The sequence below is a fragment of the Pseudoalteromonas sp. APC 3250 genome, from assembly GCF_030407915.1.
Taxonomy (GTDB): Bacteria; Pseudomonadota; Gammaproteobacteria; order Enterobacterales; family Alteromonadaceae; genus Pseudoalteromonas; species Pseudoalteromonas tetraodonis.
Genome location: NZ_JASDCM010000002.1, coordinates 261,287 through 276,957, shown reverse-complemented (window position 1 = coordinate 276,957; position 15,671 = coordinate 261,287). Strand labels below are relative to the sequence as shown.

Annotated in this window: 14 protein-coding genes and 1 pseudogene; 7 read left to right on the top strand and 8 right to left on the bottom strand. The window is 39.9% G+C overall.

Annotation, left to right across the window (positions count from 1 at the left end):
- Window positions 1–2: 2 nt before the first annotated feature.
- Together QL986_RS03640 and QL986_RS03635 are read left to right on the top strand one after the other, a co-directional pair.
- Entirely contained in the window at window positions 3–410 is a 408-nt protein-coding gene (locus tag QL986_RS03640; protein WP_013462898.1) for a substrate-binding domain-containing protein, read from the top strand.
- Between the two features lie 149 nt (window positions 411–559).
- Window positions 560–862 carry a YkgJ family cysteine cluster protein gene (locus QL986_RS03635; RefSeq protein ID WP_013462899.1) on the top strand — a complete coding sequence of 101 codons (303 nt, stop codon included), beginning with the start codon at window positions 560–562 and terminating at the stop codon, window positions 860–862.
- Between the two features lie 32 nt (window positions 863–894).
- On the opposite strand, the gene QL986_RS03630 is transcribed toward QL986_RS03635, so the two are convergent.
- Genes QL986_RS03630 through QL986_RS03620 form a run of 3 tightly spaced genes read right to left on the bottom strand, consistent with a single transcriptional unit; the run spans window position 895 to window position 4,381 of the window.
- Window positions 895–2,259 (bottom strand): TrkH family potassium uptake protein, encoded by a 1,365-nt coding sequence (locus QL986_RS03630; RefSeq protein WP_033103020.1) that lies wholly within the window; start codon window positions 2,257–2,259, stop codon window positions 895–897.
- A 2-nt stretch (window positions 2,260–2,261) separates the two neighbouring features.
- Entirely contained in the window at window positions 2,262–2,915 is a 654-nt protein-coding gene (locus QL986_RS03625) for a TrkA family potassium uptake protein (protein ID WP_016899132.1), read from the bottom strand.
- 11 nt (window positions 2,916–2,926) lie between these two features.
- A complete protein-coding gene (locus QL986_RS03620) occupies window positions 2,927–4,381 on the bottom strand; it encodes a potassium transporter TrkG (RefSeq protein WP_290191199.1) in 1,455 nt (484 codons plus the stop codon).
- A gap of 205 nt (window positions 4,382–4,586) precedes the next feature.
- On the opposite strand from QL986_RS03620, the gene QL986_RS03615 reads away from it, so the two are divergent.
- The 4 genes from QL986_RS03615 (at window position 4,587) to QL986_RS03600 (ending at window position 10,686) form a co-directional block, all read left to right on the top strand.
- Window positions 4,587–5,912, top strand: a complete 1,326-nt coding sequence (locus tag QL986_RS03615; RefSeq protein ID WP_290191198.1) for a DUF4118 domain-containing protein — start codon at window positions 4,587–4,589, stop codon at window positions 5,910–5,912.
- The gene (locus tag QL986_RS03610) at window positions 5,905–6,573 is read left to right on the top strand and encodes a response regulator transcription factor (RefSeq protein WP_024602614.1); all 669 of its coding nucleotides are present in this window, start codon (window positions 5,905–5,907) and stop codon (window positions 6,571–6,573) included. The genes QL986_RS03615 and QL986_RS03610 overlap by 8 nt, the downstream gene beginning before the upstream one ends.
- 443 nt (window positions 6,574–7,016) lie before the next feature.
- Window positions 7,017–9,131, top strand: a complete 2,115-nt coding sequence (locus tag QL986_RS03605) for an ATP-binding protein (RefSeq protein WP_290191197.1) — start codon at window positions 7,017–7,019, stop codon at window positions 9,129–9,131.
- A gap of 19 nt (window positions 9,132–9,150) precedes the next feature.
- Window positions 9,151–10,686, top strand: a complete 1,536-nt coding sequence (locus QL986_RS03600) for an HD domain-containing phosphohydrolase (protein ID WP_290191196.1) — start codon at window positions 9,151–9,153, stop codon at window positions 10,684–10,686.
- Window positions 10,687–10,737: 51 nt separating this feature from the next.
- Here the strand turns inward: QL986_RS03600 and QL986_RS03595 are convergent, their stop codons facing one another.
- The 4 genes and pseudogenes from QL986_RS03595 to QL986_RS03580 form a co-directional block, all read right to left on the bottom strand.
- A complete protein-coding gene (locus QL986_RS03595; RefSeq protein ID WP_016899137.1) occupies window positions 10,738–11,355 on the bottom strand; it encodes a glutathione S-transferase in 618 nt (205 codons plus the stop codon).
- 48 nt (window positions 11,356–11,403) lie between these two features.
- On the bottom strand, window positions 11,404–12,432 hold the full coding sequence (locus QL986_RS03590; protein WP_013462909.1) for an NADP-dependent oxidoreductase: 1,029 nt from the start codon (window positions 12,430–12,432) through the stop codon (window positions 11,404–11,406).
- A gap of 172 nt (window positions 12,433–12,604) precedes the next feature.
- Window positions 12,605–12,781 carry a GNAT family protein gene (locus QL986_RS03585; RefSeq protein WP_013462910.1) on the bottom strand — a complete coding sequence of 59 codons (177 nt, stop codon included), beginning with the start codon at window positions 12,779–12,781 and terminating at the stop codon, window positions 12,605–12,607.
- Between the two features lie 275 nt (window positions 12,782–13,056).
- Window positions 13,057–13,365, bottom strand: a pseudogene (locus QL986_RS03580) (GNAT family N-acetyltransferase); the annotation flags it as partial.
- A gap of 153 nt (window positions 13,366–13,518) precedes the next feature.
- On the opposite strand from QL986_RS03580, the gene QL986_RS03575 reads away from it, so the two are divergent.
- Complete coding sequence (locus tag QL986_RS03575) at window positions 13,519–14,724, top strand: anhydro-N-acetylmuramic acid kinase (protein ID WP_290191195.1); 1,206 nt, start codon at window positions 13,519–13,521, stop codon at window positions 14,722–14,724.
- A 36-nt stretch (window positions 14,725–14,760) separates the two neighbouring features.
- Here QL986_RS03575 and QL986_RS03570 read toward each other — a convergent pair whose 3' ends face one another.
- Window positions 14,761–15,246 (bottom strand): hypothetical protein, encoded by a 486-nt coding sequence (locus QL986_RS03570; protein WP_013462913.1) that lies wholly within the window; start codon window positions 15,244–15,246, stop codon window positions 14,761–14,763.
- Window positions 15,247–15,671 lie beyond the last annotated feature (425 nt).

Genomic DNA, 15,671 nt, shown 5'->3' with positions numbered 1-15,671 from the left:
AAATGAAAAAATTAATATTAAGTGTAATATTCCTGTTTACGAACTTCGCCTATGCAGATTTTGCTATTATCGTGCATCCTTCAAATGAAAGTAGCTTTGATGAGTCTGTTATCAGCCGAATTTATACAGGAAAAGAAAAGTCATTTAGCAATGGCAATAAGATCATTCCAATATCTCAAGAACCAAGTAGTGCTGCAACCGAGCAATTTAATAGTAAATTACTTAATAAAACGTCTTCTCAGTTAAAAGCATATTGGTCAAAACTAATTTTCACAGGAAAGGGCACACCACCTAAAGAGTTAGAAAATGACAGTGAAGTAATCAAAATGGTCGCAGCTAACCCTGACACCATTGGCTTTGTCTCTTCATCAGCTGTATCGGATAACGTTAAAGTGGTTTTCAATTTTTAATCTTAAATAAGCGTGCTGGTTAATCAGCACGCTTTTTTAGTGATTAGTTAATTACAATATAACGATGTTTAATATCTGACGTTATTTTACTGTCACCCTTGCCTCGCTCGTGTATCCTATAGCTTGTATATCATTTATCAAAAGTCTGTATGCCAAACTCAATCATTGCTGTTGAAAATATCAATACCCAACCAGTCACTTGCGCTAACTGCCAAGCGTGTTGCTGCCAATTAGAAGTGCGTATTGTCACTGATACCGGTGTTCCTTTTCGATATATTGATTACGACAAATGGGGCAGTGAGGTCATGAAGCGCGGCGACGATGGCTGGTGCGAAGCACTTGATAGAAATACCCTCATGTGTACTATTTACGAAAATCGCCCATTAACGTGTCGAGAATTTGAAATGGCATCGGGTGAGTGTATTACTGAGCGGGAGCTAGCGGGTATTTAAAACGCGGGCTGATTAACCCGCGTGAATGTTTGTTAGCCAATAGAGAGTTGCGCGCTTGGGTATCTTAGCTTTTTAGTGCGTGGACTTGCTAAAAAATAGGCGATAGTGAGCGGACCTATTCTGCCCATGAACATTAAAAACATAATAATAAACTCTCCCAGTGGTGATAGCGAGGATGTTAAACCACGTGAAAGCCCTACCGTCCCCAGTGCAGATACCGCTTCAAAAGCAACATCTAAAAAAGGCGCATCTTCGACGACCAGTAAGGTAAAAATAGCTAACCAAGTGACTCCTGCTGAAATAATGGTTAAAGCTAATGCTTTATACACAGATTCTTTGTCTATTTCTCGGCGTAACACAGTGACGCCTTTGTCACGTCTTAGGTAGCTATAGGTTGCTAAAATTAAAACGATAAACGTAACGACTTTAATGCCACTTGCGGTACTTAAAGAGCCGCCACCAATAAACATAAGCATCATAGTTAAAGCGGTGCTGGCATTTTTTAATTCTTCAATAGCAATGGTATTGAATCCCGCAGTACGGGGAGTGACAGCTTGAAACCAAGCAGCTAACCATTTACCTACTTCAGACAGTGGTTGCAGTGTTTTTGGATTATCGTATTCAATCGCGTAAATAAGCAATAATGCAATAACGTTAATAATAACTGTGCTGATCAACATTAATTTACTGTAGGGACTGAGCTTTGCCCAACGCTTTGATTTATATAAATCCATTAATACGGTAAAGCCAAGCCCACCAATAATAAACAAACCGGTAATAGTTAAATTCACAACGGGGTCATCAACATACTGCATTAAGCTGTTAGGACTCAATGCAAACCCTGCATTGTTAAAAGCGCTAATGGTATAAAAAAGAGCATGAAAAAAGCTTTTCTGTAAACCCATTTCAGGTAGCCAATACAGCGTTAAAATAACAACGCCTATGGATTCTACGATTAGTGCAAACAGTAAAACAGACTTAGCGGTATTGACCAACGTAGATGTATCTGTTTGATTAAAAGCAGCTTTGGTGACTGTTTTTTGAATAAAGCCAACTTTATTACCCAGTGCCATTAAAGTTACAACCGCAAAGGTCATTAACCCCAGACCACCCAGTTGAATTAATAACGCAATAACGCCTTGTCCAAAAGGGGTAAACACTGAACCGGTATCCACTACAACCAGTCCAGTTACAGTCACCGCAGAGGTTGCCGTAAACGCACTTTGTATCCATGAAATAGGCTCATAGGTTGCAAAAGACAGTTTTAATGCCAATGCTCCTAGCGTTATTAATATTAAAAAACTGCAACATAAAATAAGAGGCGGAGCCGCATTGATTTTTTTATGCCCACTGACTTTGCGCTCAATAGGCGTTTTGAGAGGGTGCCATAAAACCATGATTATAAGAGCCTTGGAGCTAGATAGTTTAATTCGACTCGGCTACCTGATAGCAGTAAGGTGTCGTGGGTATGTAACTCAAAGTCGTCATCAAGTTTGACAAACGTTTGCTTGGCGCGCTTTACCAATAGAGGGTCTACAGTGCCTTTTATTTCTCTGAGTAGATGCCCTAGTTTTGTTTTATGTAGGTGAGCTTTTATACTTACTTCAACAACGTATAAGCCATTGCCTAATGAAATATAGTCGTTCACTATCGGGTAATTAAGCGCTTGTGCAACGCGCACCCCCATTTCTTCCTCAGGGTGAATAATGCGTGTTACACCTAATTTAGAGATAATAGTGTGATGGGCTTTAGTACTCGCTTTTACCCATATTTGCTCAACAGCTAAGTTTTTTAATGCAAGCGTGCACAGAATGCTCGATTGCATATCTTCCCCAATCGCCACTAAAACAGCCTGACTACTCGCTAAATCAAGCTCTTTAAGCGCGGCTTCATCGGTGGAGTCGCAAACGACGGTTTCAGATAAATGCTCAACATACTTTTCGGCGAGTTTTGGGTTACTATCAACGCCAGTCACTGTGTGCCCTAAATGAATTAACTCAAGACTTGCTGCAATGCCGAAGCGACCTAAACCAATCACTGTAAAATGTGCCATATTATTCCTCGTTATTTTTTCCAAAAGCTATGAGTAAAAAGTGCAAAAACAGTAAAATATTCTAACCGGCCCACGATCATAGCGACCGAGAGTATCCAAATACCGGTATCTGAAACGGGTTGAAAGTTAGCGCCAACTTCACCAAACCCAGGGCCAAGTACATTGACGCAAGCAGCTACCGCAGTAAATGCACTCCAAAAATCAAGACCCGTTGCCATAAGCAACATTGTAAACAGTAAGCTTGTACCAACAGCAAAGGTCATAAATGCCATAATTGCATGGCGTACATCTTCTTTAACGGGCGAACCTTGATATTTAAGTGTAAATATCGCTCTTGGATGAAGTAGCTGTTTAATATTGTTATTAATCATTCTGCCAACAATAATGTTACGAATTATTTTATTTCCGCCAGCGGTTGAACCTGCGCAACCACCAAGATAGCCAGCAATAACCAGCAAAAACCCAGCCTCAGCTGGCCAGTCAGTAAAGCCTGCTGCGCCATAACCGGTGCTGGTAATAAAAGAAATAATATGAAATGTGGAGAAACTAAATGCTTCAAGTACATTTGAGTAGCTGTCTTTAAGCAGCAACATGGTGGTTAAAAGAACTGATAAAAATACGACGATATAAATAAAATAACGTGTTTCATCATCGTGATAATAACTAGTAATGGCTCTTTTGTGCGCCACTTTGAAGTGCAAGGCAAAGTTAATCGCACCTGCAAGCATAAAGACATTAGCTATCCACAGCAGTAAATGGCTGCGGTAATACCACATACTGGCATCATGCGTTGAAAACCCCCCAGTTGAAACTGTGGTAAAGGCATGTGCAATCGCATCGTATAAACTCATTCCGCCAGCGTAATAGGCTAAAATACAAAGTAGCGTGATTGCAAAGTAAACACCCCATAAATAATGCGCGGTACTGGCAACGCGCGGAGTTAATTTTTCGTCTTTAATGGGGCCTGGGGTTTCTGCTTTTAGTAATTTCATGCCACCAATATTCAACATAGGTAAAATAGCCACTACAAAAATTACTATGCCTAAACCGCCCATCCATTGTAAAAATTGTCGATACAATAAAAAGCTAGCAGGCATGTTATCGAGCCCTGATAGCACGGTTGCACCAGTGGTAGTTAAGGCGCTAATTGACTCAAATACTGCATCGCTAAAGTTAACGCCAGTGACAACCAAAATGGGAATAGCGCCTAACACACCGGCTATAATCCACGTTACTGTGGCGTAAATGAGTGCATCTCTGAATGTTGCGCCGGTATAATCTGTTTTACGTAAATTGATAAGTAGCACTAAAGCGACTGAGATCATCGTTGCGCCAGAAATAAGAAACGCACTAATAACGCGATCTTTAAAAATAAATAATGAAAGCGCTGCGAATACTAGTTGCACCACTCCCATCCAAATAATAGGAAAGGCGAGTAGTCTTAAGGTGATTTTCCAATTTATCATCAATACGCCTTATCAAATACCTATTGCAGGTAACACGCAATCACTAAAGTTGAGTTGAATATACGGGATCAAATACTAAAGTCAGCGCTGCACTGCAAAGCTTTATAAAGATTTAACGAACGAGATAAAAAACTTTATAAAAACTTTATAGAGGCAATATCGAAAAGGCAGTAACCTAAGTGCTCAAATGTTAGAGGAATAATTAATGAATCAGGTCGAGGCCAAACCAAGGTGGTATAAAGCATTTTTTTTGGCGGTAATAATGCCATTAATTGTGGTTATGGCCATTTTCCCTGTTCGTAACTGGTTTACTACTACCGATATTGTAATGCTTCAGTTATTGTGGGTGACTTGGGTTGCTGTACGTAGTAACCGTCGCCTTGCGATACTGACCACCTTAGTAAGTGTCGCATGTACAGATTGGTTTTTTGTTGCCCCTAATTTTACTTTTCATATTGAAAACATAGAATATTTAGTAACTTTTATTGTTATGCTAATTGTTGGTTTTGTGATCAGTCAATTGGCGGGGGAGCTCAGTACTAAAGTCAGAGATGTGCAATTACACGCAAGTAATAGCCGCACCTTGTATGAACTGGCAAAAGACCTAAATAGCCTAGATACGCTGGACGAACAAAAAAAGTACTTTGTACAGCGGATCGGTAAGCATTTAAATGCATCTTGCACATTTATGCCTGCAGCACCGCGAGGCAACAGTGAATTTATATTACTTAGTGAGGCTAACCCGAGCTGGGGCGGGTTTAATTTTACTAAACGGTTAACGCAAGGGCAAAAAGCCTTTGCTGATACCGCTATTTCGCTGCTTTATCAAGTACATGAAAAAACGTTATTACGCCAGCAGTCGGCTGCTATTTCGGTGCAAGCGGAATTAGAACGCGCTAAAAATGCACTTTTACGTAGTTTGTCACATGATTTACGCACACCATTGGCAACTATTATGGGCGCATCCAGCATGCTTGCAGATGATGAAATTACCCTCAGCGACAGCGTGATAAAAGAGCAAGCGAGTAATATTTATGAGCAAAGTAAAATACTTAATCAGCACTTTGATAAAGTCATGGAGTTAAGCCGAGTTAATAAAATGGGTGAAAACCTATGTTGGCAAACAATAAACTTACAAGCATTACTCAGTGAAGCCAAAGCTCGCAGACAGCAGCAACTCACTCATTTTGTTATAGATACCAATATAGACGCTCAGTCAAAATGCATAGGGGATGTGACTTTATTAGAAATTGCGCTAGCTAATATGCTCGAAAATGCATGGCGTTATGGTGATGGGAAGGTGAGCGTTGAATTTACTCAATGTAGCAATCAGCAAAAGGTATGTTATCAGTTACTTCTCACTAATAACGTGATCACTAAAGCGCAAACAAGTAGCGATGAAGGCGTTGGGCTGGGCAGTATTATTTGTGATGTGGTGGCTAAATTTCACCAAGGTACATTTACATTAACAATTAACAACGAGACACAGATGGCGTACGCAAAATTGATCTGGGAAAAAGACAATGACTAAAATCTTAATATTGGAAGACTCTCCCCCTTTACAAAGCTTTTTAAAAACCTTGTTGCAAGCCAGTGGTTACGAGCTAAGTATTTGTGATAAAGGCTTAGATGGTTTTGCACGTTTAAGTGAGCAAAGTTATGATCTTGTGTTATTAGACTTAGGCTTGTTAGATATGGACGGTCAAGACTGGCTGATTGAGTTTCGACAATGGAGTGCCTTACCTGTTTTGGTGCTGTCAGCGCGAGATGGCGAAGTTGAAAAGGTAACCGCGCTTGATAATGGAGCAAATGACTATATTACCAAACCGTTTAGCGCGAATGAGTTACTCGCCAGAATTCGGGTGTTATTGCGCACCCAAAGTCAGCCGAGTGTGGCGTTTACCTGTGGGAATATAAAAATAGATCCACAAAAGCACATAGTAACCACCTCGGGGAATGAGATAAAACTGACTAAAAAAGAGTACGCAATATTATTATTGCTGTTTCAAAATAAAGATAAAGTACTCACTCATAATGCAATTTTAAGCCATATTTGGGGAGCGCAGTACATAGATCGTCCTGAATATGTGCGGGTACATGTAGCGCAGCTCAGACAAAAACTAGAAGCTAACCCTGCTAGTCCAAAATACATATTAACTGAACCCGCTGTGGGTTATCGGTTGGTCGATTAAACAATAAGAACTTTACAGTCTGCTCTACAACTCAGCGAGTCTGATAAATTATATAAATAACGCTTTTGTTTCCAAGCGATACTCTATTTAACCTGAACTCTGGTTAAGAGATTTACTAACATATTGAATCAAAATGATATTTATTTTTATTTTCTCAAGCTAGAGATTTTTAGTGAAAACAAGGCGAAATTACGCGTCAATAGCTAGCCTATTGCAAGTAAATTCAACGCAGTTAGCGCTGAAAATAGCTGCTTGAGATGGATTTATTATCCGGAGTTCAGGTTATTTAACAACCTTGTCCGTTATATAGCGGGTATTTTAATACCCCGCTTCTGCATTAATTTCTACACAATTGATTTGCCTAGAAAGTTTTTATAGTCTAATTTTTAAGCTTAATACTTCAGATCCTCAGGATGTTGGCTTGCTTGTTCAAGCCTAAAATTATGCGACTACCACTCATACACTCTTTGCAAGGAAAGATGCTGCTGTATTTGGCATTGCCCGTCATGCTCATTATTGCCAGTATCTTGAGTTATTGGTATTCAACTAGCCTTAATCAGGCTGTTATACAAGCAAAACTAAATTTAAGCCAGACGGCAGATACGATTGCCGCGAAGGTAAATGAAGAAACGCAATTAGCGGTACGCACTACAGAGATTATGGCCTTAGCACAGCAAAATGGGTTGTTTGGTGATAGAGAGGCAAGTATTAATTTTGTTCGTGCAGTGCTTAAAATGACCCCTTCATTTGTGGGGGCTTCGTTTGGTTATGAGCCTAATGCCGATAATCAAGATCAAGCCTATATTAATGCTCCACCGTTAAAAGAGGGCGTTTATGTAGACCAAACTGGCCGTTTTTTACCTTATTGGCATCGTGATTTTAATGACTCTGAACGTTTGTTACTTGAGCCCTTGGTCGATATGGAATCAAGTCTTTATTATGAGGGAGTACGTCAACAGTTTTTACGTGATGGTAATACCGAGACGATGATCACTGAGCCCTATGTTTACGAGGGAAGAATGCTGGTTGAACAAAGTTCGCCAATTATTATTAATGGCGAATTTGTCGGTATGGCAAGTGTAGATAGAGCACTTGCTGATATAACGGAATTCTTACAAACCATAAAGCAGCAACTAAAAATTGATGTTTTGTTACTCAGCCAACGTGACAACGTGATTGCCACGACATTAAATCATTCAGGACTAAAAACGAAAGCCATTTTAGACACAGATTATGCAAGTATAGCCAAACAGCTAAAATCACAGGGGCAAGCAAGAGAAATATTATCTGCTAACGATCCTTTTGATTCTGGAATATTCTATTTTGATAAAGCCAAGGTTGCCACTGGGCATTGGACAGTGATAGTGCGTCGCTCTGAAACCGATATTATTGGGCCTATTCAAGCGCAATTTAGCCCATTATTGGCAGCGGCTTTTGCAAGTGTATTACTGGTGTTTTTACTCTTTTGGTATTTTATTAACCGAACAACCAAGCGTATTAATATTGCGATTAAATCTGTTGAACAGCTAGCTAATGGAGATTTATCTATTCATGTTCAAAAGTATATGACTCAAAAGGATGAGCTTGGCACCATGTTTAGAAGCTTTGAGCGTTTAATTAAAGCCAGTAAAGATATTGATCAGGTTTGCTCTGCGATTGCAGCTGGGGATTTTTCTCAAACAGTTTCTAAGCGCAGCCCTTATGACAGTTTAAGTGATTCTATTAATTTAATGTCGAGTAAACGCCATGAGGCAGAGCAGGCTCTACTTGAGCAAACCATAGAGCTTCGTCGCACTCAGCAGGAACTTGTTGAAGCAGAGAAAATGTCTTCACTTGGAAGTTTAGTCAGTGGTGTGGCACATGAGGTGAATACACCGTTAGGTGTTTGTGTGACAGCGACATCTCATTTGCGAGAAATGTTAATCGAAACTAAAAACAAAGTGGCTTCTGGCACCTTAAGTAAAACGCAGTTTAGTGAGTTTATTAGTGAAGTTGATTTAAGCTGTGACATTTTGCTAAAAAACATGCAACGTGCCGCTGATTTAATAAGCAGTTTTAAACGTGTAGCGGTTGATCAAACAACCGAAGAATTACGTAATTTGTATGTAAGTAGTTATTTTAATGAGGTGCTAAAAAGCCTCTATCATACCCTTAAAGCAACACCGGTTGATATTACCATTAGTGCAACGGAGCCTGAGCCAGAAGTGTATTCTGATCCTGGTGCCTTAGCGCAAATTTTCACTAATTTAGTAATGAATTCAATTATTCACGGTTTTCAAAATGGTAGAAAAAAAGGGCAGATAAGTGTTCATATTGAGTACTCAGACTCTGTCTGTATTCATTATCAAGACAGTGGTCAAGGCATGACAGATGAAGTTCAGAAAAAAGTGTTTGACCCGTTTTACACCACAAATAGAGCGGGTGGCGGCAGTGGCTTGGGGATGAATATTGTTTATAACCTCGTAGTTCACCGCCTGAAAGGGCAAATTGCAGTAAAGCAAAAAGAATCCACAGGCGTTTATTTTTTCATTCAATTTCCGGTAACGCCACCGAATTAATTAATAGCAGGGTGTGTTTATGGAGTGGTTACAAGATGATGTAGTGTCAGATAAAGCGGTTGCCAACAGCAATGCTAAGCCATGGAAAATCTTAATTGTTGATGACGATGACTCGGTGCATCAGGTAACTCAACTTGCAATGAAGCGCTTTGAATTTGAGCAACGCCCTGTTGAACTACACAGTGTTTACAGTGCATCTGAGGCGAAAGAGAAACTACAAAGCTCAGAACGTTACGCATTAATTTTACTAGATGTCGTAATGGAAACAGAACATGCAGGATTAGATCTTGCGCGATTTATTCGCCAAGACTTACAAAATGGTTATAGTCGAATTATTTTGCGAACAGGTCAGCCTGGGGTTGCGCCTGAGCGCAGTGTTATTCGCGATTATGATATTGATGGCTATAAAGCGAAGAGCCAACTGCAAAGCCAAGATCTTGAATTGATTTTTTATACCTCTTTACGAGCCTACCGCGATATTTGTATGCTACAAACTCACCGCTATAATTTAAAAAGACTAATAAAAGCTATCTCTACCATTACCCAAATTGGTGACTTGGTAGAGTTTACCTCTGTTGTCATGGAAGAGTTAAAACTTGTACTGAATATGAGCTCGGCCAATTTATATATAGATGCGCCTAAAGTATTTGGTATTTGTCAGTTAGATGAAAAGTTGCAAATGATTGAAGGGGAAGTCTCAGGTATACATCTGTTCACGGGAAGTGGTATTGATAGTATTCCGAAAAAGCATCAAGAGTACTTTTTAAGGGCGAAACAAACCAAGCAGAATTTTATTGCAGAAGATCATTATGTTTATTTTCATCATTCACAAAAAGGTCTAGATTCAATACTCGCATTTCAATCATTGCAACCGGTTAAAAAAGAAGCGCAACAGCTTGTTGACTTGTTTTTGGGCAATGTTGTTCTCACATTTGAAAGTTTATTATTAGCTAATTCAATTGAAGAAACCCAGCAGCTGGCTATCTCACTGATGGGAGGTGCCATGGAGTCGCGCTCCAAGGAAACGGGATCTCACGTAATTAGGGTTGGCTTATATGCAAAATTACTCGCGCAGCTGCATAATCAAAATCAAGCGTACTGCGATAAAATTAGTCTAGCTGCGCAATTACATGATGTAGGAAAGGTGGGTGTACCAGATCTCATTTTAAACAAGCCGGCAAAATTAGATGCTGACGAGTGGGAAGTTATGAAACAGCATACCACTAAGGGCTGGGAAATTCTCAAAGGGACAGCTAATCCTGTTATTGATATGGCTGCAAACATTGCGATTGATCATCACGAGCGTTGGGATGGAGCCGGTTATCCGCACGCAAAAAAAAAGCAAGAAATCAGTTTAGAGGGACGAATTACTGCGATTGCTGATGTGTTTGATGCGTTATGTTGTCGCCGTTGTTATAAAGAGCCTTGGAGTATGGATGACGCAAAAGCGGAAATAATTAAAGGTGCAGGTAATCATTTTGATCCAAACTTAGTTGCACTTTTTGAAGCACATTTTAATGATTTTAAACAAATTTATCTTGATAGACCTGAGTAGAAAAGCGGGTATCGCTTTGACTGTGAAACCACAATCAAAGCGAAAGGTAAGTTAGTCGTACTTGGCTTCTAACTCGTTAGCGGTATGAAATTTTTCATGAGATTGTAATTGCTCATCGTATTTAACCAGGTTTTTAAAGTGCTCTAATTGGCCTGCATTTTTAACGATTTCAACAATAAACGACATCATAAAATCGGCACCGGTTAGGGTCTCGCCCACTAAATAACGCTTGCCTTCAAGACGGCTGTTAAAATAGCTAATCACTTTAGCGGTTTCTGCATCAGCATAGCCCTCTAAAAACTGGGTTTTAGCACCATCTTTTTGCACAAACATTTTGAGTAAAAGCGGTAAAATTGCTGAGCTTTCTGCAAAATGTAGCCATTGCTGGTAGTCAACGTAATCAGGGGTGCCTGCTTTTGGGGCAAATTTACCTTTGCCATATTTAGTGATCAGGTAATCTGTGATAGCGCCAGACTCGGCAATCACTAAGCCATCATCTTCTATAACTGGCGATTTACCCAGCGGATGCACATTTTTAAGCTCATCAGGGGCTAAAAAAGTCTCAGTGTTACGTTGGTAAGCAACAATTTCGTAATCGACCTCAAGCTCTTCTAGTAACCAAATAATACGTTTAGAGCGAGATTTATTTAAATGGTGTAGTTTAATCATTTTCTTCCTTATTGAGCTGTGTTGAATTACAACACAGCCTGAATGTTATTATAGTGGGCTGTTAATCTTTACTACGGTTTTACCAAAGTTCTTCCCACTGATCATGTCGTTAAATGCACTGATGGTGTTTTCAATGCCTTCTACTAGATGTTCGCGGTATTGAATTTTTCCGTCTTGTAGCCATTTTTGCATGTCTTGTGCAAATTCGTCATAGCGGTGGCCATAATCATCAAAAATAATAAAGCCTTGCATTTTGATGCGCTTAGTTAGTAATTGTCCCATTAACATGCCCATTCGGTCTGGGCCCTCAGGCAAACTGGTCGCATTATATTGCGATACCAAACCACAGATAGGCACGCGCGCTGAGGTATTAAGCAAAGGTAATACGGCGTCAAACACTTTTCCGCCCACATTTTCATAATAAACATCAATGCCTTGGTCACATGCTTTTTCTAATTGCTCGGCAAAGTCATCGGCTTTGTGATCAATACAGGCATCAAAGCCTAGCTTTTCAACGGCATGAGCACATTTTTCGCTGCCACCGGCAACTCCAACCACTTTACAGCCTTTAATTTTAGCAATTTGGCCAACCGTTGCACCGACAGGCCCCGTTGCTGCTGCAACGACCACGGTTTCACCTGCTTTAGGGGCGCCAATATCGAGTAAACCCATGTAGGCGGTAAAGCCAGGCATACCCATAATACCCAATGCGTATGAAGGGTTTGTTGGTTCTTTACCTAATGACATTAAGCCTTCGCCATTTGAGATGGCGTAAGTTTGCCAACCTGTGTACGCTAATACCCATTCGCCTTCGCTAAATTTATCGTTTTTAGATGTTTCTACTTGGCACACCGTTGCACCAACCATTACATCACCAATTTCGACAGGGTCGGCATACGATTTAGCATCGCTCATACGTCCACGCATGTAGGGGTCTAATGATAAGTAAATTGTACGCAACAGTACTTCGCCCTCTTTTAACGATGGAAGCTCTTTGCTTTTAAATTCAAAGTTGTCATTGGTAGGGGCGCCATGTGGGCGCGAGGCTAAAGTAAATTGACGGCTAGTTGTAGACATAAAAATCTCCAAAATAAAGTGAAAAAACCACCTATTACCGAATGTTTAAGCTTTAAAACAATACACGGCTCAACAATAATGCGCGGATAGGCAGATAAAATTTGTACCTTGATACACGAGCTTTGGGCGAGAGGGGGTTAATTCAACCTTTGCAAACATTTAATTAGAATAATTACTCTGTTTTTAGCATGCTAAATATATGGCTATCAAAATAGTGACCATTTTTATAAATTGCTTGTTTTAAAATAGCCTCGGTATTAAAGCCACTTTTAAGCAACGCCTTTATTGAGCCCGCATTACCAGCAAATACAGCCGCATAAATACGGTTTAAATTAGTACTTTTAAACACTTCTTTAGGGTCTGTTGACCTTTGCGGATTACAATTTGTTCAAACTAGGGGCGGTTTAATCGCGGCGCGAGGTTTGTAACCTAGTGGGCTAAGTCAAAACCGAGCAACAAAGAGTAAATAGCCCCTAGGCAGAACCCGAAGGGCAGCGCCTGTTTAGCATTAATGCTGCGTTATCGCCTATTTATGTGGAATAACCACACCTCATAGGCTCTGCCTTGCCTAAATACCAAACAGACTGTTGCAAATTTAACCTTGAAAGGTCAACAGACCCTAATAATCAACCCAATGGCTTGGGTGATAATTCCTTGCCCCCAATATTGCTGACTAAGCCAATAGCCAATTTCGCCACTGCGGCTATACTCAAATCCACCAGGAGTAATACCAATACACCCAACGCACAGGCCATCAACTTCGATGGCTTTAATGATGCCACATTTTGCTCCCTCGTTTACCCACCAATTCGCATCTGCCTGCGTATACGGAAATGGAATTTTAGAGGATAAATAGCGTGCTACTTGCTTATCGTTCAAAATGGTTACTATTTGAAAGGTATCGTGTTGCTTGAACTCACGTAAAATCATCATATGGTAAATAAGTTTATTATTATCAACCAATAACCTAGCAAGCTTTAGGCGTTTAAACAATGAAACTATCTTTTTAAAATTAAAGTGTATACAGCTATAACTTTGCTTTAAACTCTTTTAAAATATAATAAAAAGTACCTACACAGAGTCACTATGCACCCACACATTGCCGCCCTTTATAATAGCGCTAAAAAGCCCAGTCGTTTAATTATTGGCCTAATGAGTGGCACCTCTTTAGATGGTTTAGATGTGGCGCTATGTAAAATAACCGGAGCGGGTTTGCATACCCAAATAGAGGTATTAAAATTCACCACGGTTGAGTACAACGACGAGTATAAAACTAAAATAAAACAGGTGTTTGCTAAGCGCGAATGCGATTTAGAAGTGCTGACTTTGTTACATCCGTGGGTAGGTAAGCTCCATGGTGCTATGGTTAATCAGTGTTTAGCACTGTGGCAAGTAAATCCAGCCGATATTGATGTAATAGCCAGTCACGGGCAAACTATTTATCACTGCCCGCAATCCCAACATAACCACCACGATTTTAAAAATGGCACGCTACAAATTGGCGACAGCGATCAAATAGCGTTTACTACAGGCATTACCACGATAGGTGACTTTAGGCAAAAGCATATTGCTGCTGGTGGTGAAGGCGCACCATTAGCTGTGTATGGAGATTATTTGTTTTTTGCCAGCCCAAATGAAAATCGTATTTTACTCAACATGGGGGGCATTGCTAATTTAACATTTTTACCTAAAAACGGCGATACTGGAGCGGTCTTTAGCTCTGACATTGGCCCTGGCAATACTATTATGGATGCTTATGTACAGCATTATTTTAAAGGGCTCCATTATGATGAGGGAGCTAAACTTGCCAAAGCTGGTAAAGTGAATACAAAGCTTCTTGCTGCGCTTACCGATAACGCGTTTTTTAAATTACCACTGCCTAAAACAACCGGACCTGAGGTGTTTAATTTAGCTTATTTACGGGCGGCACAAATGCATTCAACGACACAAAGACTAAACCACGAAGATGTTTTAGCGACTTTAAATGCCCTTTCTGCCACTACGATTGCCAAGGCGTTAAATGACTGTGCTCAACATACTCAAGACTGTGTAGTATATGCCAGTGGTGGAGGTATTCATAATCCATTATTAATGGAGCAATTACTGATGCACTGCCCAAACATTAAGGCGTTTAAAAACACCGAGAATTTAGGCGTAAATCCTGATGCCAAAGAGGCCGTGCTGTTTGCTATTTTGGCAAATGAATGTTTGGCAGGGCAACGTCAAGGCTTAAATAATAACAACCAAGGGATTTTAGATATCACTATGGGTAAAGTGAGCTTTGCTGATTGAGTAATAAAAAACCAGTGGAAAAGTGTGCGCCAATAACTAAAAAAGCGAAAGTAAAGCTGTTCCCATATTAGCGAAATACTGACGTACTCGATGCGGCCTAGGCGGCGCTATATAAGTTGCAGGTGCAGTATAACCACTACCAAATTGGTTAATATGCATATCAAACTGCAAACTATTTTTTAACGTGCCGTGCTTACCATGCAAAATCATTTGCATCACAAAATCATGACTATGTGCTATTTGACTCAAAGTTAGGTTGACTCGCCCTTGTTCTAGATCAGATAGGTTGAGTGTTTTTTCTGTGTAGTATTGAGCCGCTCGTGCATTTGGCTCAGTTGCGCTGAGTGAAATAATATCACTTTCATGAGCAGCCTCAGGTAAAACGCATTGCAGTGTGATTTGATGCTGACTGTTAGCATCCTGCGATAGCGTTTCAAATTCCATGCTGTGACTCATTGCCGCAGACATAGGATCTTCAAATGACGGAAGTGCAAAGGTAAGTTGCACTATAGATTCGCTCATGAGGGGCTTCAAATGCTATTTTTGATTAATAATGCAGCTATTATTACCGATCATTATTGCAAAATTATGACTAAACAAAACGACTTCATACATGAGCTGGTTTAAATTACATTTTACAACTAAAGCTATTGTTTTAAATCAATATTATATTTAATAAATAAACTACAATGGTCGCTTAATAATATCGTTTATTAAATGCAAGGACACAACGAGGCCTTAGCTTAGCAATAACAATAATGCTTTTATCGAGCTTGCTGGTTGTTAATTAATGTTGCCTTTATTGTTAATTAAAGGTGTTTATTTGTGTGTGTTTTCTTAATTTTGCAATAAAATAGCTTGAAAAAAAACCAAGCTAGCCATAAAGTGCTTTTAAGAGCCCAAATACATAACACACTACCAAACAGGTTGTGGCGGGGTTGTGAGAA

Coding starts and splice junctions, on each gene's coding strand:
- QL986_RS03605 (WP_290191197.1), top strand. CDS start 7,017: ATGCGACTACCACTCATACACTCTTTGCAAGGAAAGATGCTGCTGTAT.
- QL986_RS03620 (WP_290191199.1), bottom strand. CDS start 4,381: ATGATAAATTGGAAAATCACCTTAAGACTACTCGCCTTTCCTATTATT.
- QL986_RS03600 (WP_290191196.1), top strand. CDS start 9,151: ATGGAGTGGTTACAAGATGATGTAGTGTCAGATAAAGCGGTTGCCAAC.
- QL986_RS03575 (WP_290191195.1), top strand. CDS start 13,519: ATGCACCCACACATTGCCGCCCTTTATAATAGCGCTAAAAAGCCCAGT.
- QL986_RS03635 (WP_013462899.1), top strand. CDS start 560: ATGCCAAACTCAATCATTGCTGTTGAAAATATCAATACCCAACCAGTC.
- QL986_RS03590 (WP_013462909.1), bottom strand. CDS start 12,432: ATGTCTACAACTAGCCGTCAATTTACTTTAGCCTCGCGCCCACATGGC.
- QL986_RS03640 (WP_013462898.1), top strand. CDS start 3: ATGAAAAAATTAATATTAAGTGTAATATTCCTGTTTACGAACTTCGCC.
- QL986_RS03630 (WP_033103020.1), bottom strand. CDS start 2,259: ATGGTTTTATGGCACCCTCTCAAAACGCCTATTGAGCGCAAAGTCAGT.
- QL986_RS03570 (WP_013462913.1), bottom strand. CDS start 15,246: ATGAGCGAATCTATAGTGCAACTTACCTTTGCACTTCCGTCATTTGAA.
- QL986_RS03595 (WP_016899137.1), bottom strand. CDS start 11,355: ATGATTAAACTACACCATTTAAATAAATCTCGCTCTAAACGTATTATT.
- QL986_RS03610 (WP_024602614.1), top strand. CDS start 5,905: ATGACTAAAATCTTAATATTGGAAGACTCTCCCCCTTTACAAAGCTTT.
- QL986_RS03625 (WP_016899132.1), bottom strand. CDS start 2,915: ATGGCACATTTTACAGTGATTGGTTTAGGTCGCTTCGGCATTGCAGCA.
- QL986_RS03615 (WP_290191198.1), top strand. CDS start 4,587: ATGAATCAGGTCGAGGCCAAACCAAGGTGGTATAAAGCATTTTTTTTG.